The 21,921-nt window shown below is 37.7% G+C and carries 16 protein-coding genes; all 16 read right to left on the bottom strand.

Going from position 1 to position 21,921, the window contains the following annotated elements; genetic code table 11:
- Positions 1-398 precede the first annotated feature (398 nt).
- Positions 399-1,406, bottom strand: coding sequence for an NAD-dependent epimerase (locus tag JIG37_RS01790; RefSeq protein ID WP_199528549.1), 1,008 nt, complete (start codon positions 1,404-1,406; stop codon positions 399-401).
- Positions 1,407-2,223: 817 nt separating this feature from the next.
- Entirely contained in the window at positions 2,224-3,390 is a 1,167-nt protein-coding gene (locus tag JIG37_RS01785) for a nucleotide sugar dehydrogenase (RefSeq protein ID WP_199528547.1), read from the bottom strand.
- A 151-nt stretch (positions 3,391-3,541) separates the two neighbouring features.
- Entirely contained in the window at positions 3,542-5,500 is a 1,959-nt protein-coding gene (locus tag JIG37_RS01780) for a nucleoside-diphosphate sugar epimerase/dehydratase (RefSeq protein WP_199528545.1), read from the bottom strand.
- Between the two features lie 219 nt (positions 5,501-5,719).
- Positions 5,720-6,895, bottom strand: coding sequence for a DegT/DnrJ/EryC1/StrS aminotransferase family protein (locus JIG37_RS01775; protein WP_138602534.1), 1,176 nt, complete (start codon positions 6,893-6,895; stop codon positions 5,720-5,722).
- Positions 6,896-6,937: 42 nt separating this feature from the next.
- Positions 6,938-7,576, bottom strand: a complete 639-nt coding sequence (locus tag JIG37_RS01770) for an acetyltransferase (RefSeq protein ID WP_199528543.1) — start codon at positions 7,574-7,576, stop codon at positions 6,938-6,940.
- Positions 7,569-8,165 (bottom strand): sugar transferase, encoded by a 597-nt coding sequence (locus tag JIG37_RS01765; RefSeq protein ID WP_199528542.1) that lies wholly within the window; start codon positions 8,163-8,165, stop codon positions 7,569-7,571. The genes JIG37_RS01770 and JIG37_RS01765 overlap by 8 nt, the downstream gene beginning before the upstream one ends.
- Positions 8,162-9,274: a glycosyltransferase family 4 protein gene (locus JIG37_RS01760; protein ID WP_199528540.1), complete on the bottom strand. Its 1,113-nt coding sequence runs from the start codon at positions 9,272-9,274 to the stop codon at positions 8,162-8,164. The genes JIG37_RS01765 and JIG37_RS01760 overlap by 4 nt, the downstream gene beginning before the upstream one ends.
- A gap of 105 nt (positions 9,275-9,379) precedes the next feature.
- A complete protein-coding gene (locus JIG37_RS01755) occupies positions 9,380-10,447 on the bottom strand; it encodes a glycosyltransferase (RefSeq protein WP_199528538.1) in 1,068 nt (355 codons plus the stop codon).
- 147 nt (positions 10,448-10,594) lie between these two features.
- On the bottom strand, positions 10,595-11,701 hold the full coding sequence (locus JIG37_RS01750) for a glycosyltransferase (protein ID WP_199528537.1): 1,107 nt from the start codon (positions 11,699-11,701) through the stop codon (positions 10,595-10,597).
- Between the two features lie 10 nt (positions 11,702-11,711).
- A complete protein-coding gene (locus JIG37_RS01745) occupies positions 11,712-13,166 on the bottom strand; it encodes a hypothetical protein (RefSeq protein ID WP_199528535.1) in 1,455 nt (484 codons plus the stop codon).
- Positions 13,167-13,271: 105 nt separating this feature from the next.
- Positions 13,272-14,570 carry an oligosaccharide flippase family protein gene (locus JIG37_RS01740; RefSeq protein ID WP_199528533.1) on the bottom strand — a complete coding sequence of 433 codons (1,299 nt, stop codon included), beginning with the start codon at positions 14,568-14,570 and terminating at the stop codon, positions 13,272-13,274.
- A gap of 58 nt (positions 14,571-14,628) precedes the next feature.
- Positions 14,629-15,660 carry an NAD-dependent epimerase/dehydratase family protein gene (locus JIG37_RS01735; RefSeq protein ID WP_199528531.1) on the bottom strand — a complete coding sequence of 344 codons (1,032 nt, stop codon included), beginning with the start codon at positions 15,658-15,660 and terminating at the stop codon, positions 14,629-14,631.
- Between the two features lie 69 nt (positions 15,661-15,729).
- Positions 15,730-17,010 (bottom strand): Vi polysaccharide biosynthesis UDP-N-acetylglucosamine C-6 dehydrogenase TviB, encoded by a 1,281-nt coding sequence (gene tviB / locus JIG37_RS01730; RefSeq protein ID WP_199528529.1) that lies wholly within the window; start codon positions 17,008-17,010, stop codon positions 15,730-15,732.
- Between the two features lie 192 nt (positions 17,011-17,202).
- Positions 17,203-19,458 (bottom strand): polysaccharide biosynthesis tyrosine autokinase, encoded by a 2,256-nt coding sequence (locus JIG37_RS01725; RefSeq protein WP_199528527.1) that lies wholly within the window; start codon positions 19,456-19,458, stop codon positions 17,203-17,205.
- 14 nt (positions 19,459-19,472) lie between these two features.
- Positions 19,473-19,907, bottom strand: coding sequence for a low molecular weight protein-tyrosine-phosphatase (locus JIG37_RS01720; RefSeq protein ID WP_199528525.1), 435 nt, complete (start codon positions 19,905-19,907; stop codon positions 19,473-19,475).
- 11 nt (positions 19,908-19,918) lie between these two features.
- Positions 19,919-21,037 (bottom strand): polysaccharide export protein, encoded by a 1,119-nt coding sequence (locus JIG37_RS01715; RefSeq protein WP_199528523.1) that lies wholly within the window; start codon positions 21,035-21,037, stop codon positions 19,919-19,921.
- Positions 21,038-21,921 lie beyond the last annotated feature (884 nt).

The following is a 21,921-nucleotide window of genomic DNA, read 5'->3' as shown; positions in this document are numbered from 1 at the left end:
GTTTTTCCTCATTTACTCTCACTCTCTTCTCTTTGTGCAATTATTTTCGCAGGTAACAAATTTCACGCCTACATCAAAGACTCTTTATTGCACAAAGAGGCTATGAGACGCTACGCTAAAGAGAAAACCAGTAAGTTTTTCCTCATTTACTCTCACTTTCTTCTCTTTGTGTATAGGCTTTCGCGCGAAATAAATTTCACGCCTACATCAAAGACATTTTATTGCACAAAAAGGTTATGAGACGCTACGCTAAAGAGAAAACCAGTAAGTTTTTCCTCATTTACTCTCACTTTCTTCTCTTTGTGAATAGGCTTTCGCGCGAAATAAATTTCACGCCTACATAGCCTTAGGCACCGCGATTGCTAGGTGCGTTCTTAATGCCACACAATGCGAAGCAATTATTTGTTATAAAAACCTTTATACCAGCTGATTAACTCAGCCACGCCTTGCTCTACCCCAACCGCTGGTTTATAACCAGTTGCTGCAAATAAGCCTTGTGTATCGGCATAGGTTTTATAAACATCACCGGCCTGCATTTCGCGAAAGTTCTTTTTCGCTTCAATATCTAATTCAGACTCAATGGCCTCAATAAATTTTATTAAATTAATAGGGCTGCCATGACCAATATTATAAACCTTAAATGGCGCAGAACTTGATGCAGGCGAGCCTGTTTCTACTTTCCAATTTTCATCACGTTCAGGCACTACATCGGCTGCACGTACAACACCCTCGACAATATCGTCAATGTAGGTAAAGTCACGCCACATATCGCCATTGTTATTTATATCGATGGTATCGCCATCAAGCATTTTTTTAGTAAAAATAAACGGCGCCATATCTGGGCGACCCCACGGGCCATAAACTGTAAAAAAGCGTAAGCCTGTGGTCGGCAAGTTATACAAGTGCGAGTAACTGTGCGCCATAAGTTCATTAGCTTTTTTTGTCGCAGCATAAAACGAAACAGGGTGATCAACGGTGTCGGTGGTTTCAAATGGTGTTTTTTCGTTCAAGCCATAAACTGAGCTAGACGAAGCATAAACTAAATGCGCAACTTTATTATGACGACACCCTTCTAAAACATTTAAATGCCCAATTAAGTTTGAGTCTGCGTATGCATCTGGGTTTTCAATTGAATAACGCACACCGGCTTGAGCTGCTAAATGAATTACACGGTCAAATTGCTCGCGGGCAAACAACTCAGCCATTGCGGCTCTATCTGCAATATCTAACTTGATAAAAGTAAAATTTTCGTTCTGTTCAAACTGAGCCAGACGCGCATGCTTTAAATTTACATCGTAATAATCATTTAAATTATCAACACCAACAACAACATGACCTTGCGCTAGTAATTTTTGACTTGTAGCTGCACCAATAAAACCTGCAGCGCCAGTAACTAAATATTTCATTATATTCCTATCTTATTGAGCCCGGTGGCTGCCAATTCATTTGACTTAATGAGAGTGAAGAGTGGCTTCATAGAGAAACCAAATATTCACAAAGAGATAATGAGGCGCTTCGCTTTAGAGGAAACAAAAAGCATAATTTTCACTTCCTCATTATTTTCTCATTCACTTCTCTTTGTGCAAAAAGATCTTCCCTAAAATTCACAGTGAGGCCAAGAGGCGCTTCGCTTTAGAGAAAACTAAAGCATGATTATCTCATCCTCATTATTTTCTCATTCACTTCTCTTTGTACAAAAAGATCTTCGGTAAAATTCACAGTGAGGCCAAGAGACGCTTTGCTTTAGAGAAAACAAAAAGCATAATTTTCACTTCCTCATTCTTTTCTCATTCACTTCTCTTTGTGCAAAAAGATCTTCGGTAAAATTCACAATGAGGCCAAGAGGCGCTTCGCTTTAGAGGAAACAAAAAGCATAATTTTCACTTCCTCATTATTTTCTCATTCACTTCTCTTTGTGCAAAAAGATCTTCGGTAAAATTCACAGTGAGACCAAGAGGCGCTTCGCTTTAGAGGAAACAAAAAGCATTATTACCACTTCCTCATTCTCTTCTCATTCTCTTCTCTTTGTGCAAAAAGATCTTCCCTAAAATTCACAGTGAGGCCAAGAGGCGCTTCGCTTTAGAGAAAACAAAAAGCATTATTATCACTTCCTCATTCTTTCCTCTTTGTGAAAACATATTCGCGCGAAATATATTTCACGCCTACGCTACCATCAACCACCTCTGCAGCGAATGTGCAGATTCGGCTCAAAGCTATTTCGGCTTAATCACTACCAAATAAATCACGTGTATAAACTTTTTCTGCAACATCTTGTAACTCTTCAGCCATACGGTTCGAAATGATTACATCAGATGTTTGTTTAAGCTCATCTAGCGATTTAATAACACGAGAATTAAAGAATGAATCCTCTTGTAAACTTGGTTCATAAATAACAACTTCAATGCCTTTTGCTTTTATGCGTTTCATTACACCTTGAATAGCAGAAGCTCTAAAGTTATCTGAACCAGACTTCATTACTAAGCGATAAATACCAACAACTTTAGGGCTTCGGGCAATAATAGAATTAGCAATAAAGTCTTTACGGGTAGTATTAGCATCAACAATTGCGCGAATCATATTGTTAGGTACATCTTGGTAGTTCGCTAATAACTGTTTAGTATCTTTAGGTAAGCAGTAACCACCATAACCGAATGAAGGGTTATTATAATGCTTGCCAATGCGCGGGTCTAAGCCAACACCTTGAATGATCTGCTTTGCATCTAAACCATGGTTTTCAGCGTAGCTGTCTAGCTCGTTAAAATAAGCAACGCGCATTGCAAGGTAAGTGTTAGAAAAAAGCTTAATTGCTTCTGCTTCAGTAGAGTCTGTAAACAGCACATCAATATTTTGCTTTACTGCACCTTGTGCTAATAAATTAGCGAAAACTTGTGCGCGCTCACTTTGCTCACCCACAATAATACGTGACGGGTGCAAATTATCGTAAAGCGCTTTACCTTCACGCAAGAACTCTGGCGAAAAAATAATATTACTGGTATTAAAGCCTTCTTTAATCGATTTAGTATAACCAACAGGGACCGTAGACTTAATAATCATAGTCGCACTTGGGTTAATCGCTAAAACATCAGAAATTACAGATTCAACAGAGCGCGTATTAAAATAGTTGGTTTCTGGGTCGTAATCTGTAGGGGTAGCAATTACAACAAATTCAGCACCTTTAAGTGCCAATGTTTTATCTGTTGTAGCAGTAAAATTAAGTGATTTATTTTGTAAAAAATCACTAATTTCAGTATCTACAATAGGAGACTGCTTATCTTTTAAAAGTGCAACTTTGTTTTCGTCTATATCAACAGCAATAACTTGATTGTGCTGCGCGAGTAATAGCGCGTTTGATAAACCAACATAACCTGTACCAAATACGGCAATTTTCATTAAGTTACCTTCAAAACTAGGGGGTTTAAGTAATTTTAGCACTTTGTGTTTTATACAGTTAATAGATTTGATACTTAAAAACACTAAAATACAAAAAGCAGCTTAGCCTTTAAGCTAAGCTGCCTGATCAATGTTCAACAATTAATGTTGCTTAACCTTGTAGGTTTACAACTTTATTGGTAGGGGCTGAGCTGGAGTTTTTGTAGATTTTTTTAGCATTCCAAACAAGATCGCAAATACCGTCAGTTGGGTTAAAGCCAGTAGGCGCATCGAGTAAAAGCTGCCTAATGATTTCGTGATCAAAGTTATGACAGGCTACATCAAGCGCATCTAAAAATACATTAAGCTCGGCCAACGGTAACATTACTTCATTGGCCGTCATGATACGCTCATGCGATGTTTCTCCAACGTTATCGCCTATAAGTAACTCTTCGTACAGCTTTTCACCCGGCCTTAAACCTGTACATACTATTTCAATATCGCCATGAGGGTTATTTTTGTCTTTTACTTCAAAACCAGATAAGCGAATCATCTTGCTTGCAAGGTCTTTTATTTTAACCGACTCACCCATATCGAGCACAAATACATCACCGCCTTTGCCCATTGCACCAGCTTGTATAACAAGTTGGGCGGCCTCAGGTATGGTCATAAAAAAGCGGGTAATATCTTGATGGGTTAAAGTAATTGGGCCACCTTCGCGTATTTGCCTACGAAATAGTGGTACAACAGAACCACTCGAGCCCAATACATTACCAAATCGAACCATACAAAAACGAGTATTATGGCCTTTACCTTTATTTTGCGCCAACCCTTGTAAACAAAGCTCTGCCATACGCTTAGTTGCACCCATAACGTTTGTTGGGCGTACGGCCTTATCGGTAGATATAAGTACAAAAGTTTCAACTTTAGCATTTACCGCAGCCTTTGCTGTATAGTAAGTACCAAATACGTTATTACGTACCCCTTCAACAACGTTATGCTCAACAAGGGGTACATGTTTATAAGCAGCTGCGTGGTAAACCGTTTGTACACCAAACGCAATCATTACTGTTTCAATACGGTTTATACGCTGTACAGAGCCCATTATAGGGATCAGCTCTACATCAAGCTCGTTATTTGTAACGTACTCAGCAAGCTCTTTTTCTATTGAATATAAACCAAACTCACTTAACTCAAACAACACAAGCTTGGTTGGCTTCTGCTTTACAATTTGCCTACACAACTCAGAGCCAATAGAGCCACCAGCGCCAGTAACCATAACCACTTTGTTTTTAATATTTGCAGATAACAGATGAGGCTTAGGGGCAACACAGTCACGGCCTAGCAAGTCTTCGATTTCTACATCTCTAAATTCAGAAAGCTTTGCTTTACCTTCAATTACATCGGCCATTCCTGGAATAGAGAGCACTTTAATAGAAAGCGGTTCAAGCTGGGCAAGTATCTCTTTTCTGCGAGCTCTGCTCTCGCTTGGCATTGCTAATAAAACTTTGCTTGCTTTACCCTTGTTTATTAGGTCATAAATATCTTTAAACGCAATTACAGGAATACCCTGAATAATAGAGCCTTGCTTTGTTTCGTCATCATCAATAAAGGCACGAACAAAATACTCAGGTCCAGCCCCTAACGCAGTAGCAAGCTGCCTACCAGATGAACCCGCACCGTAAATAATAACCGACTCTTTATTTGCCGTAGTTAACTTGCCTATCATGGCTCGTACAACAATTCGCGCACCGCCAACGGTTAATAAACATAACCAAGCAAAAATAAACGGCATAGTACGTGGTATTTCAACACCAATAAAAAAAGCAAGAAGAACCAAAACGACCGTACTAATAATTGTACCTAATACAATTGCCCACAATGCCTGAGAGTTCATATAGCGCAACACAGCACGATATAAACCTAAGTTAATAAACGTGAATAATGCGGTAGGTACAAGAAAAGCAAGTAACATCCAATTATCAAGCTTACTAAGAGGGGCCATACTATCTAGTCTAACAATAAGTGCTAGCCAAAACGCCGACATAATAAATAGCGAGTCAATAAACAACGTAATGATACGCTTTGTGGCACGTGATGAATTTAATATAGAGCGAATAAAATTATCCACAACAAGTTCCCTGTCTTGTTTTTGTCAATAAGATACCAACCTAAGCTTACAGCTAGCTTAACGATTGTTAAATTTTTATGAATTATAGCCGAAATAAATGAACCTAACCATCAAACTAATACAATAATACTAGTGCATGATTTTTAAAGAGTTATTGAAGATAAAAAGTCTAGGCCTTAGTTTCTCTAACGCCTAGCATCTTTATTAAAGGTTATATTTTCACTTATTCGCCAACTCAAACACAACTTTCATAACCTGAGTTGTTTTTAGTATTTCAGCTTCAGTTAAAGTCGGGTGTACTAAAAACATAATTGAGGTTTCACCTAACTCTACGGCATTAGGCAAACGCTTGGTAGGCCGCCACGGTGTGTTATCAAATGCTTTTTCTAAATACACCTCAGAACAACTACCTTGAAAGCAAGGTACGCCACGGGCAACAATTTCGTTTACAATACGGTCGCGGTCCCAACCTTCAGCTAAGCATTCAGGTTTAATAAACATGTAATGCTTATATTCTGCATGCTCAATGTGTTCCGGTACTGATACTAAGCGAATACAATCAAATCCACTTGCAGCTTGGTCTAACTGTGCACCATAAGCATTGCGTTTTGCTGTCCAATCGCTCATGCGAGTTAACTGAATACGGCCAATAACAGCTTGCATTTCAGTCATACGCCAGTTAGTACCAAAGCTTTCGTGCAACCATCTAAAGCCTGGTGGGTGCTCACGGTTATATATTGCGTCAAAGCTTTTTCCATGATCTTTATAGCTCCACATTTTACTCCATAACTCTTTAGAGTTTGTGGTAACCATGCCGCCTTCGCCACCCGTAGTCATTATTTTATCTTGGCAGAAACTCCATGCACCTACATGGCCAATACTACCAACTGACTTACCTTTATATTTAGCACCGTGCGCTTGCGCGCAATCTTCAATTACATAAAAGCCATGCTGTTCACTGAGCGCCATTATGGCATCCATTTCTGCAGGCATACCCGCTAGATGCACAACAATAACGGCTTTCGTTTTAGGCGTTAGCACCGCTTTAATAGACTCGGCTGTAATCGCTTGGCTATTTAAGTCAACATCGGCAAATACAGGAGTTGCACCTGCAGTCACAATACTACTTGCAGAAGCTAAAAACGTACGCGGAGTAGTAATTACTTCATCACCTTCACCTACATTTAATGCTTTTAATGCAATGTCTAAAGCTAATGTGCCATTACCCAAGGCCACGGCATATTTACTATCGGCCCAAGCTGCAAACTCCTTCTCAAATTCACGGCCTTCTGTACCGGTCCAATAATTAACTTTATTCGATAAAATAACGCGGCTAACAGCATCAGCTTCTTCCTGAGTAAAGCTTGGCCACGGAGAAAAAGGGGTGTTTAACATTTGTAAATTAATCCATCATTTTTATAAATTGCGAGTATTTCTTTACTTGCAACATTTAACCACTACTGCAGGAGACCCAAATGCAGTTACATCAGCAGGTAAGTTCTTAACCACCACACTACCAGCACCAACCAAGGTGTTATCACCAATTGAAATTAATTGGATAACTTGGCTACCAATACCTATCCAGCAACATTCACCAATAGTAACAGCACCAGCCAAAGCCGTATTCGGACAAATATGTGAACACTCACCAATTTTAGTGTCGTGCTCAATAACTGCTGATGTATTTATTATGCAACCAGAGCTAATTTCAGCAAAGGCATTAATTACAGCACCAGCAAGTATAACAGTACCCTCTGCTACTTTTGCGTACTGACTTACAGTTGCGGAGGGATGTATTAACCTAGCTAAATCAAAACCGAATTGCTTTAGCTCATTGCATTTTTGTTTTCGAACTACGTTGTTGCCAATTGCAACAATCACCTCAACATTTTCGACTTTACAAGCTAATAAGTCGTTAAAAGTACCGACTATGTCCCAGTGCTCAAGTTGTGTTTTTGTTGGGTAAGCGTCATCATAAAAACAAACTTTATAGCCAAGTACTTCTGCTAAATCGGCAACGACTTTACCATGCCCGCTGGCACCTACAATAGCTAATTTTTTAATTTGGTTATTCATTCTTTGTGCCTTTAAAAGGCTCTATAGTTACATGACCGTCTGCACTAATACCTTCACGTACAAATACTTTTTTAACCGTTAAAAATAGTATTTTTATATCGAGCCAAAAACTTTGATTATCAACATACCAAACATCAAGTTTAAATTTATCTTCCCAGCTAATGGCATTACGCCCATTTACTTGTGCCCACCCTGTTATACCTGGGCGCACAGCATGTCGACGCGCTTGTTCAGCATTATAAAGTGGTAAGTATTGCACTAATAATGGCCTAGGCCCCACCAAACTCATATCGCCTTTAAGTACATTAAATAGCCCAGGTAACTCGTCGAGGCTAGTGGAGCGTAAAAAAGCACCAAATTTAGTCATTCGCTCATTATCAGGTAATAAATTACCATACTTGTCTTTACCATCGAGCATTGTTCTAAACTTGATCATTTTAAATACATTGCCATTTAGACCTGGCCGTTCTTGTGTGAACAAAATAGGCGAGCCTAATTTAAAACGAGTTAATAAAGCGACAATAACAATAGCAGGTAATAAAACTAACAAAGCACAAAAAGCTACTATAAAGTCAAAAGCTCGCTTCATTTAACTAACTCCATAATTTTAAGTAAGTCAGTGTTCACTTTCTTTACATCAAACTTTTCCATTGCCATTCTTCTACTATTTTTTGCCATAGTTTGCCATTGCTCTTGGTTTTCAATAAACCAAATCATACGTTCAACTAATTGGTCGACATTTGCTTTTTCAACTAGCCAACCGTTTTCACCATTAACTACAGTTTCACGACAACCAGGTACATCTGTAGTTAAGATCGGACGGCCTGTAGCCATTGCCTCTAACACTGTTCGAGGTAAGCCCTCATGATATGAAGGCAAAACAAAAATACTACAGTCCTCTATGTATGGTCGAACATCATTTGTCGCACCCAAGTATTTTACTGCATTAAAGCTATTTAAACGTGTAATTTCATCTACAGTGATTCCATCTGGTGAAGGATCTTCTGGGCCAACTAAGTTGAAAACTGCATTAGGGTACTTTTGTTTTACTATATTTGCGGCTTGTATGTATTCACGAATACCTTTATCACCTAGCAACCTAGCAATTAATAAGAATTTAGGTAATGTAGGCAGAGGTTTTACCTCGAAGTGCAAAACATCAACCCCTGAACCATTGACAATAGCCGTTTTGAGCTCTGATACAATCCCTAAATCAATAAATACTTGCCTATTATCAGGGTTTTGAAAAATAACTTTTTCAGCTCTTTTTAAAGCTGTTTTATATAAAAAAATAACCAATTTCATTAAAAGCTTTTTTTTCCAATTACCATCTTGGAAAGCAAAGCCTAGACCTGTGACTAAAGCATAAAAGCGACAGTTTGGTACACTACGCGCTGAAAATGCCCCCCAAATAATTGGCTTAATAGTATAAGCTAAAATCAAGTTAGGCTGCTGCTCTATAAACACATTTCGCAAATATTTAAAAGTTTTAATATCTGTTGTAGGGTTTAAGCCGCTACGGCTAACAGGGTAATCAATATACTCTGCACCTAACAGCTCAACAGTCTCAATTTCAGTATCTGTCGCGCCTGATGCTAAAGCTTTAACTGAAGTACTTATATCAGTGAGGCACCGAAGTAATTGCCCTCTAAAATTATATAAGGAAGAAGGAAGAGTACCAATTATTAAGACTTTCATTCTATAATCTATTCTCTTATGTTGTTCAGGGTCAGTTTATATTAGATAAAATTACAATTATGGCTAAAAAATTAAAAAAATCATTCTAGCTAGGCATATAAAGAGTTACACTTTATCATATAAATCTAAGTGTTTATTGAGGCTATAACTTATGGTGTACCTGGCTGAGAAGTTAATAGCATTATTTGAATAAAACTCTCTATGTGCATTTAATTCAATTAATTTACGTAAGCCTCGAGCATAACTAGTGGGATTTAGTTCGTCGACAACAACACCATTGTAACAATTATGTACAACTTCAGAGCAACCACCAACATTTGTGACTATAACAGGCAACCCAGTTAGCGTAGCTTCGAGCAACGAAATCGGCAAGCCTTCCCAAAGAGAGCTCATAGCAAAAATATCTCCCCCTGATAAGAGCTTTGGCACATCATTACAATTCCCTATTAACGTTACCTTGTTGCTTATATTTAACTTGTGTATTTCCTCTATAATTAGCTCTTTCAAAGGACCTTCACCTGCAATAATAACCTGAAAATCTAAATCGTTAAGGTATGTTACTGCATTTAGCATAAGCAAGTAGTTTTTTTGTTCTGCTAATCCCCCAACCATAATCACCTTTACAGGTTTTGACTTAACAAGCTGAGCTGGCTGCCTAATAATTTTATTTTCATTAACTGCATTATCAATCCTAACTACATTTTTATTGGTAACTGACTTTAAAAGTTTAGTACAGTTAAGACATATACCTATATACGTATTAACCCTTAGATTTAACAACTTATACATTAAAGGGTGTGCATTAAGCTTTATATTATGATGCGTATAAAAAACTTTTACACCTATAATTCCTAATGAAAAAATTGCCATATAATATAAATGACAGTGTAAAACATCTGCTTTAAAGCCTTTCACTACCCCTCTTAATTTCATAAAGCCATAAAAAGGATTTTTTCTTGCTTTGTTCCCAATAAATGAAAAGCTAATATTATTACTTGTTAGGTCATCTAGGAATTTTTTTTCAAATTCAGCATCCCTACCAACTTCATACGCATGGGACAAAAAACATATATGTACATTATGTCCTTTACGAACCATTGCGATTGCGAGATCTTTAACATAAATTTCAGCACCGCCAGCTGCCGCTGCTGAAATGCAATGTATAATATTCAATGATATTCCTTAATAGCGTATAAAAATTATTTATTTAAATTTTAAGTTTCACAAGGTCATTAACTAAACACGATGCAACCTTGAAGTATTTACATGTTAGAAAAACTAACTATATTTAGGTTTTAAAAGCCATTATTGAAATATTAACTATCTACATTTATTATTGGGCAATAATAACTCTAAATATTTTTCAATAACTAAGTCAAAAGAAAAATCCTTTGCTCGTAAAATAGTATCAGGATTTTCAGTTGATATTAGCGCAGTATGCAATGCTTTGCTTAACTCTTGAAGATCTCCAGGTCGAACAAGTGCCCCCCAATTACCGTCTTCAAGTATTTCACTTACACCACCTGGGCAGTTAAAAGCAACCACGCTAGTCCCACAAGCCATTGCCTCAAGCATTCCATTAGGGAAGCCTTCATAGTCAGAAGTTAAAGCAAACACGTCTGCACCACTTAGATAAGGATAGATATTACTCAAGAACCCTGGCATCCATATATGAGAACTTACATTTAGGCTTTTAGCTAAGCTTTCCAAGGGCTCCCTTAGGCTCCCTTCTCCCAAAATAACTAATCGAGCAGGCATCTGAGCTCTGAGTAAGGAAAATGCTTCTATTAACTTATCAAAGCCTTTCACATTCTCTAAGCGACCTACTGCAATAATTATAGGGATATTATCATTAGTAAACCAAGGATGAGTAACTTGCTCTTTTGATAACCGGGCAACGGAGTCTATTGATATTGGGTTTGGAATTACTACAACTTTTTTTACTGATAACTTACTTTCCTCAAGAAACTCCCTTTTCATTTTTTCAGTTGTAGCAATTACCATATCAGTTTTCTTTGCTAGATAAAAAAATAGCTTTTGAATAATTTTGAATGATTTCTTTGTTTCTTCTGTAGTATTCAAAATAGTAGCTTGTCGTATGAATAAATTAGAACGACTAAAAGAAACTGCATGTGCAAGAATAGCCATCATACTTGCGTGATTTTGTGTTGAAATCATAGATGTAGGTTTCACTTTAAGCAAGTAATGTACTAGTTTAGGGAAACTAAATAAAACTCGGCTACAACCTAAATCTACTATATTTACACGTTCTGATACTCGTTCTAGATTTGGACCGACGGCATTTACCACAACTAAATCAACATTGCATTTACGCTCTGCTAGACCATTAGCTAGGCGCACCATAAAACGTTCAGCTCCGCCACCACCCAGAGTTGGTAGATACAATGCTATTTTTTTATTATTCATTTACAATCCTTTACGCTGCTCCAGACAGCACTAATTTATTTTTTTGGAATAATGAAACTATGAGAAAAACAAGACAAGATATAAAAATAACATTTCCTATTGCAGGGAAGATAGAGCCTCTTGCAAGGTTTACGGCATTCATTAAAAAGTAAAGTCCTAATGTATAGATATAAACACTATTTCTCTTAATAAAGAATGTATAATCAATCTTTATAAATAACCTCCCCATAAAATAAGCCATTATAAGCGTTGGAATAAAACCAACATTTAACAAAGAATCCCCTACAACTGTAGTACCCAGACCATAAACTTCACCTACGTGGGTAGTAATAGTGTATGCTGAATTAATATCTTCATTGCTTAACTCAAAGACTTGCATGAAAGAGGAAACACCATAAGGTATACTCATAAGAAAACCAGTTATCACACTAGCACCATAAAGACTATACCCTGAACTCCAAAGACTAAAAGAGGTATTATAAGCACGAAATGAAGCAGACAGCTCAGCTGTAAATGGTGAGATAGATTCTACTTTTGATGAATCATTCAAACGTTCTATAGCCGATAAAAAACTGCCGATTAAATCTTCATTATAATTTATTGCGCCTATAAATTTGATTACACTAAGGAAAAATCCAGCAAATATAATAATAAAGATAAATTTCACATTTGAAACTTTAGTGTTTGATATTATGTAGTAGCTGAAAACTAATAGAATCAATGTACGAATAGCAGGTCCTCGATCTCCAGCGAGAAATGTAATAAAAGAGAATAAGACTAGAATTATAGTAAACGGTAACGGAAACAATTTAACATAATCTACCACAGTTACCTTACCCAAACTTTCTGTAACTTTACTGTTATAGATAACAACACCAAAACATACTGGTAAAAGCAAAACAAAATATCCTAAAATACTCCCAGCTAAGCCCGTTAATTCACCTTTTCTTCCCCCAGCATAATAACCAACATCTACAGTCAATAGGTGCATAAAAAACAATAGATAGAATAAGTAAAAAAATGGTTTAGTTATTACTCGTTTATAATTACGCCCCCCCCCCTCAAAACGCAACATCCTATTAACTTGTCTATGCATACCTAAGCATAAAAGAATGAAAAAGCAAACCAAATACCAAATAGATTCAACTAAAACTGACTCATCATATACAAGAGAATTATATAATGAATTATCTGAAAATGAAGAAAGCAATAAATCTAAAGGAAATTGAAAAAAAACGATAAAATAAGAAAATATAAAAATCATTGTTAGCGAAAAAGAATGTTTACTTAACCCAGCTCTTTTTCTGATGTAAAAAAAATATACTAAAGCCAAAAAAATAAAAACAAACGCCAATCCAACAAGCTCTAAATCTACCTGCACAGGGGAAAAAAAACATATTAATAGAGCCCCTACAAAAAGAAAAACCATTTGTAAAAAATAAAACTGTGACCTCCCTTCATTCATAAAAAACCTCTCTTTGATATAATAATTATTAAGCTACACATTAAAATAAACTAATTTATTTTGGCAAAATACAAATTTAGTAATTATAAAAACCACCATTCAACTTTACAAAACGGGGACTCTTTTAAAACTCTTACAACTTATAAGCACTGCTGATATTAGAAACATATTAAGAAACATCCAAATTAGAGAAAAACACTTTATTGCAAGAAGATCATCTTTGAAAATCACCAGACATGTATAAAGACCTGCAGCACTTATTAAAATTCCAATCACTTCGTAGTATAGGAAATACTTTTGTAAGTTTAATACAGGCAGAGCGGCAACACATGGCTTGTTTAGTAAACTAAATAACAGCCATAATGCTAGCCATCTTGCATATTCACCTGCAACAAACCAGTCTTTTCCAAAAAATACGCTAAATAGTTCAGGCCCAAAAAAACTAACAGTCATAAATGGAACTACAGCAATTAACGCTAGCAATAATGTTGCTTTTTTGACTAATTTATAAAGATCCTGTCCACTATAAGCAGCATCAGTTATACGTGGATAAAAAACATCCCCTACTGATTTACCAATTAAAGCAACTGGAGCTGCCATCACGCTTTTCGCTAAAGCATAAAAACCGGCAGAGGAAGCCCCAATAAAAGTTGCTAACATGATAACTGGTAAACTTTGAGATAGTGCGTTGATAAATTGCTGGGGAGCTCTATATAAAGGAAAAGCGATGTAATTAAATGCAAAATCTTTCAAGTTCTCTCTTCCCGCCATAAAACCTTGTATTCTATCTTTTTCTTCAGAGCACCTATTTCCAGCTCTCCATAGTTGCAAAGCATATAATGCATGGCTAATTGTAGCTAGAATAATCAATACCCATCCGACAGGGTTAATAATACCTAAACCTGACTTGAGAACATTAATAATTAAAGATTGAGTGATTGCAGTTTTGCCGATAGTTTTAAACTGTTTTTTTCGAATTAACCATTGCAGCATCACCTGTTGTAACGTTGAAAAAAATAATGCTATTGGGACAAGTAGTAAGTAACTTTCTAATGATTGAAGATTAAACCAAGTTGTTATTTGCTTATTCGCACATAGAATTATAACAGTTACAGCAAGGGAGATTATAGCAGCGATTACCACGCATAGCTTAGCAACACTTTTAGCTTCACTATCTTGTCTTGGTAAGATAATAGCTATTGGATATGTTAAAGACACTAAAGGTGTTAAAACTAATACAAGTGCAGTAAATACTCCAAGCACTCCAAATGCTTCTGTACTGTAAAGCCTGGTAATCAACGGCATAAATAGCAAAGTAAGTAGCTGCGCTCCAGCTGCACCTGATGCAACGGAAATTACATTTCGTAAAAAAGTACTTTTAAATATTTTTTTTTTGGCAAGCATAAATAACACATCTATTTGAAATGTTTACTAATCAAGCATAATTCCCTGCATTATTAACCTATGTATTGGCCAAAAGCTTTTTATACCATGGCATTGCTTTACTAATACCTTGCAAGATTTTAAAGTCAGGGCTGTAGCCTAACTTTTTAATCGCTTTACTAATATCTGCCTGTGAATGACGCACATCACCAGCTCTAAAGTCTCGATAAATCGGATCTCGAGTTACATTAATATCACAATCCTGAAGAGAGTGTTGAATTGATTTATATAAATCATTAAGAGTTGTTCTATCACCAACCGCTACATTGTAAACTTGGTCTTTTGTTTCATCAGGGGCCATTGCTGCAAGGATATTCATTTGCACAGTATTTTCAATGAAACAAAAATCTCGGCTTGTTTCACCATCACCATTAATGAATACGTCTTCGCCTTCAATCATTGCTGCAGTCCACTTAGGGATTACGGCAGCATAAGCACCATTTGGATCTTGTCGCTGACCAAACACATTAAAGTAACGTAAGCCTATTGTTTTAAACCCATAGGTACGTGCATAAACACCTGCATAAAGTTCATTTACATACTTTGTTACTGCGTAAGGTGATAGTGGATTACCAATATTTTCTTCAACTTTTGGTAATGCAGGATGGTCGCCATATGTTGAGCTACTTGCTGCATAAGTAAAGCTTTTCACATTTGCCTCTTTTGCAGCTTGTAGCATATTTAAAAAACCAGTAACATTTGCAGCATTGGTCGTAACTGGGTCAGCAATAGAACGAGGTACAGAGCCAAGTGCAGCTTGGTGTAAAACATAATCTACATTATGAGCTAATGCATTTTCGCAATCTTGGTAATCACGAATATCCCCCTCTATAAAAGTAAACTTAGTCCACTGCTCAGCAGTGACTAAACTCTGAACTTCATCAAGATTATGTTGGTGACCTGTTGCAAAGTTATCGAGACCAATTACAGTTTGATCTAGTTTTAATAAATGTTCTAGTAGGTTTGAGCCTATAAAGCCTGCTACACCTGTTACTAACCAAGTTTTAGGTGAAGCCTTTATTTCTGTTTTAATTTGTTCGTAACGAGTCATGGTTGCCTTTATGAATTACTTTTTGAGAGTGAATGGGGCTTACGCCCCAGCAAGTTAGAATGAGAGTTCTTATAAACGCATATCTACGCTATCTTTAGGGAGAACATATTTTAGATCATATAGTACATGTTCTACTTTACCTAATGCTCTAATTTGTTCTGCCCCCATCTCTTTAAATTCGTTATGACCAACAGCAAGAACGATTGCATCGTAATTATTTTTCTTATGCTCACTAGTAAGCGTTAAACCATATTCGTGCTCAGCTTCATCGTTTGAACACCAAGGGTCAACCACATCTACATTAATATTGTATTCTTTAAGCTCGTTTACAATATCAACCACTTTTGTATTACGTAAGTCAGGGCAGTTTTCTTTAAATGTTAAACCCATTACGAGCACGTTAGCACCTTCAACATGAATACGCTTTTTAAGCATTTTTTTAACAAGCTCAGAAACTACATGCTTACCCATACCATCGTTTAATCGGCGACCGGCTAAAATCATTTCAGGGTGATAACCTACGCTTTGTGCTTTGTGGGTCAAATAGTATGGATCTACACCAATACAGTGCCCGCCAACTAAACCAGGGCGGAATGGTAAAAAATTCCATTTAGTGCCAGCTGCTTCTAGCACTTCAAGCGTATCAATACCTAATTTATTAAAAATAATTGATAATTCATTAATTAAAGCAATGTTTACATCTCGCTGAGTATTTTCAATTACTTTTGCAGCTTCTGCCACTTTAATAGAACTCGCTTTATGCGTACCCGCAGTGATTATGGATTTATATAGTTGATCGACTAACTCAGCAATTTCAGGTGTTGAGCCACTTGTTACTTTTAATATATTAGTAACTCGGTGCTCCTTATCACCTGGGTTGATACGCTCTGGTGAGTAGCCTGCAAAAAAGTCATCATTAAATTTAAGCGCCGACACTTTTTCTACAACCGGTAAACAAGCTTCTTCAGTTGCGCCAGGATAAACAGTTGATTCATAAATAATAATGTCACCTTTTTTAACAACTTTACCAAGCATTTCGCTTGCTTTGATAAGCGGCGTTAAATCAGGCTGTTTGTGCTCATCTATTGGTGTAGGTACAGTTACTATATATGTATTACAACTTTCAAGGTCACTTACTGTGTGTGAATAACTTAAGTTTGGTGATTGTTTTAACTCTTCACCGCTAACTTCTAATGTAGCATCATGGCCATTAATTAATTGTGTCACTCGCCCTTGATTAATATCGAAGCCTAAGGTTTTATATTTTTTACCAAATTCGACTGCTAATGGTAGCCCTACATAGCCAAGACCAATTATACCAATCTTTAAGTCCGTTAATGAATGATGCATTTTAATACTCTTCTAAATTTAAATTAATAGCAGCTATCAATGTAGCGCTATTTTGTTGCATTACGATTTTAGGTTATAGGTGGTAAAAGTTTTCAAAAATTAACACCTAAGTAAGAGGGCTAAAGCCATTCCTACGCTTACATGTTTCTTTAAAATGCGGTATAAAACCGCGCTTTGTTTAACTGAACTAAACTAATTCCCAGATTTATACTCGTAATTATAATAGCCATAATATCCATAGGCATTGCTAGCTTTTTTAACTACACCATTAAATACTACGCCTTTTACATCAATGCCATTTTGTTCAAAACGATTACGTGTCAGCTCAATCTCGCGGGCGTGGTTTTGAGCAAAACGTGTTACGAGTAATGTTGTACCTGTATGCGCGCTTACTATTGCAGGGTCTGTCACCGCTAAAATAGGTGGTGTATCAATTATTACAATGTCGTATTTGTCTTTTACCTGTTCGACCAACTTAGTAAAGTTGCTATGCATTAATAACTCAGACGGGTTTGGCGGTATTTGTCCACGAGTGATCACATCTAAATCTTTAACTTGTGATGTTTTAGTTACTTGATCCAGCGTTAGTCGGCCCGATAGTAGATCACTTAAGCCATCGTCCCACTTCATGCCGAACTGGGTTTGTAAATAGCCTTTGCGCATATCAGCATCGATGATCAGTACTTTTTTACCACTTTGCGCCAGCACTGTTGCCAAGTTAACTGATATAAACGACTTACCCACACCTGGGCTTGGGCCAGATATTGCAATGATATTATTTTTTGCCTCCATCATCGCAAAGTGTAAACTAGTACGTAAACTGCGCAGTGCCTCTATCGATAAATCAGCAGGGTTATCAACCGCTAAAATGGTTTTAGGCTTATTGCGCCCTTTTTTAGCTCGGCTAAAACCGGTGAGTTTATCTTGATAATCTGAGTATGGTACGCTTGCGTATACAGGCAGGCCTAGCGCTTCAATCTCGTTAGGGTCTTCTACGCCTTTGTGAATTGCTTTTTGAATAAGTACAATTGCTACCGCTAACATGCCGCCTAGCATGGTTGTCATTACCACTATTAATGCTTTTTTAGGTTTAACTGGCTTAGAGGTATTTACCTCTGCATGGTCAATTATGCGTACATTACCTACAGTACCTGCACGTACAATGTCTAGCTCTTGTGTTTTACTTAAAAGTAGCGTGTAAATTTGGTTGCTTACTTCTACATCACGTTTTAAACGAAGTAGCTCTTGTTGTGTTTCTGGCAGGTTGCCCACTTCGCCCACTAAGTTTTGTTTTTGTTTTTGCACGGCTTCGATTTGTTCAAGTACGCCTTGGTAGGTTGGGTGACTCTCTTTAAATTTACGGCTAAGTTCTAAACGCTTTAGTTCAAGCTCTTGTAGTTTAGTTTCAAGCTCTACTACTTGCTCAAGTACACCTTGCGTCTCTAATGTAATGTTGATTGATTGGCGTTTGATTTGGTAGTCGTTAAAACGCTGCTCAGCATATTCAAGCTGCTTTTTAACCTCAGGGAGTTGTACTTCTAAAAACTCGAGTGATTTTTGCGCTTCTGCACTATTACGCTCTACATTACGGCGCACATAAATAGCCGCTACTTTATCAAGTACTTTTTCGGCAAATTGTGTGCTTTCGCTTTGCAGGCTTAAGTTAATAATGCCTGAGTCTTTGCCTTTTTCAGCTGCACCAATATCTCTTTGTAAATCGAGTATTGCATTTAGTCTATCTTTACGTACTAGTATAAATTCAGTACCCGGGCGAGCAACTAAACTGCGAATAGTTAAGTTAAATTTACCGTTAGTTAGCTCTTCGCCCACTTTACCTTGCAAGATAACTTCATCTTCGTCATTTAACAAAGTAAAGCTTTTATTTTTACCAGTACCTTCACCTGCAACCAATACAAACTCGTCATCTACAGCTGAGCGTGGTACATCAAACCTAAATACATCAACACTCTCGCCACCCCAAGCATAACTCGATGCACCAAAACTTGATTCGGCTAAATCGCCTGCTTCCATTGGGGTAAATTTACGAAACGCTCTATTACCAATTACCGGGAATAGTTTAGGTTCAGCTACTATATCAAGCTTTAAAGTATCGACGGCTTCACCTATCACAGAGCGTGACTTAAGTAGCTCTATTTCGGTTACAGCAGCAGATGTACTTTCAAACATACCCGCCATATCATCAAAGCCTGGCACTGATGCACCGCCGTCTTCAACTTGGATCATGGCTGTTGCTTGGTAAACAGGTGTTGCAAACACCGCATAAAACACACCCACAGCCATAAATACTGCGGTGACGGCTGCAATAAAATACTTACGGTCGATTAATGCGCCTAATAACGCCATTAAATCGATTTCTTGACTGGTTTGGTCTTGCGTTGTTCTATTTTGTTTATTGTTTGCTGCTAATGCAGTGGGCTGAGCATTCATGTACTAGCCTTTCCTTATAAATACTTTTGCCAAGCGCTACATGCGCTATCGATTAATGCGTAAACATGCTCAAAGGCTTCTTGACTTTGGCGGTAAGGATCGGGAATTTCTTTATCGCCAATCCATTTACCTAGTAAAAATGTTTTGCCGCGTGCTTGAGGGTAACGTGCGCACAAATCGTTAACGTGGCGCTGCTCCATCGCTAAAATAACGCTATTATTTGCCACCAAATTTGAGGTTATTTGTCTGCCTTGGTGCTCGCTCATATCAATATTATGAGCAGTGGCAATTTGCTTTGCTTGTGCATCGGCAGGTTTACCCTCTAGGGCGGTCAGCCCAGCTGATGAAACGGCTACGTTTTTACCTAGTAGTTTACTTTTTAATACATATTCGGCAGTTGGGCTTCGGCATATATTACCTGCACAAACTACTAATACAGAATCAAACATACAGCCTACCTTTAGTTTGTGTTTGCAACATCGTTTACACGATCAATCGTAGAAACTGATGGTAACAGCAAGCTAATTACACGATTCCAACGTGCAAGCGGCGCTGACGTTACATATACAATGTCGTGCGGTTCAAGTTCAAACTGTTCAGCAAGCACTAATGCAGCAACATTCTTAGCATGAAGTTGGTATACATCAGCAATTACGCCATCAGTGTTTAAGTTACGTTTGCGAAGAACAAATACACCATTAGCATCTGCTGTATTTTCGTTAAGGCCGCCAGCATCGCTTAATGCTTCTGCTAAATTTAAACCATAGCGATTAACACCCACTGTACCAGCGCGCTTTACATCGCCAAGTACAAACACTTTTTGCATATCGTTTCGGCTTACGTGCACAATATCGCCATGCTGCAATAAGCGGTTTTGCGAAATATCGCCATGGGCATAAAAGTCATCTAGCTTAATAATTTCTGTTTTATCACCGCGAGTAAATGTCACGGTACGCCAGTCAGCACTTTCTGTTAGGCCACCGGCTTGGTTTAGAGCATCGATTAAAGTTAATGGGATCTCTGTAACTGGTAATACACCTGGCTTGTTTACTTCGCCTGTTACATACGCTTTTTGGCTTCTAAAGCCAACCACTTTTACATCAACCTGTGGCTCTTCAATTACTCGGCTTAGGCGCTTTACAAGCTCTTTATGAACTTGTTGTACTGTTTTACCAGCGGCTTGAATATTAGGTGCATATGCATAGGTAATTGTGCCATCGGCTTGTACACGAAAGCCATCAAACTCAGCTGTACGTTGCACTGCTGCTGGAATGGTTAACTCTGGGTGATCCCAAACACCAATTGTAAGTACATCACCTACACCTAATTTGTACTGATAATTAGATGTATCTATGCCATCTAAACTGGAAGGCGTGAAGTTTTTAACTTGAGATTGCTTTTGTTGATTTATTAAAGAAGAGTCAATGATTTGAATATTAACCTTTTCGAGTTCCTTCTCTACATTATCTACTTGTTCGCCCGACTCGATTCCTTCGAAATGGCTGCCGGGGATGATTGTACAGCCTGTCATTGCTAGTAACGCAAATGACGTCACAATTGTTTTACAGCTAAGCGCCATTGTTATTTCCCAAATAATTTTTCTTAAAACGTCCAGTTTAAATAAAACCATATCTGTTTATTTTTTTGCTGCCTAATTAAAGCATGGCAACTAGATGTTCGCAAGACTGAGTGTTTAGTAAACGCTCACTTGTGACAGTTTTTTGCAAAATAGTTAATAAGTACTTCTTGGCTCATTCACTTAGTACTAGTCTAGAAGTCTTATTTGTATATACGAGAATCTAAGAAGCTTTAACCTAACAATTTGTATGTTGACTTCTAAGCTGCCTACTAATTAAGGCTTTATCACTAGTTTTCATTAGCACAAAGAGAAGTAAACGAGATTAAATGAGTAAGACAAAACTTCTTTCTTTACTCTTCATCGCAGCGTCTCATAGTCTCTTTGTGCGATTAAATGTCTTTGATGTAGGCGTGAAATTTATTTCGCGTGACATCGCGACATGTTAACAGTAACGCTATGCTTAAGACGCGCCAAGCAAGCGTGTCGCCTACACCTTGTCTAGCCCTTCGGCATTCACCATTTTGTAGGCGTGAAATTTATTTCGCGCGAAATGTTCGCAGCAGTGCCGTGTTTGAGACGCGCCAAGCAAGCGTGTCGCCTACGCCTTGTCTAGCCCTTCGGGCACGCTTCCGTTCCAGTCCGTCGCAGAGCTCCTCTCGCTTCAGCTTGAAAGCAAAACTATTTGCTTGTCTAGCCCTTCGGGCACGCTTCCGTTCCAGTTCGTCGCAGAGCTCCTCTCGCTTCAGCTTGAAAGCAAAACTATTTGCTTGTCTAGCCCTTCGGGCACGCTTCCGTTCCAGTTCGTCGCAGAGCTCCTCTCGCTCCAGCTTGAAAGCAAAACTATTTGCTTGTCTAGCCCTTCGGGCACGCTTCCGTTCCAGTTC

Source organism: Pseudoalteromonas sp. bablab_jr010 (genome assembly GCF_016464105.1).
GTDB lineage: Bacteria > Pseudomonadota > Gammaproteobacteria > Enterobacterales > Alteromonadaceae > Pseudoalteromonas > Pseudoalteromonas simplex.
The sequence above is the reverse complement of the archived record's forward strand: the minus strand, read 5'-3'. Positions and strand labels throughout refer to the sequence as shown.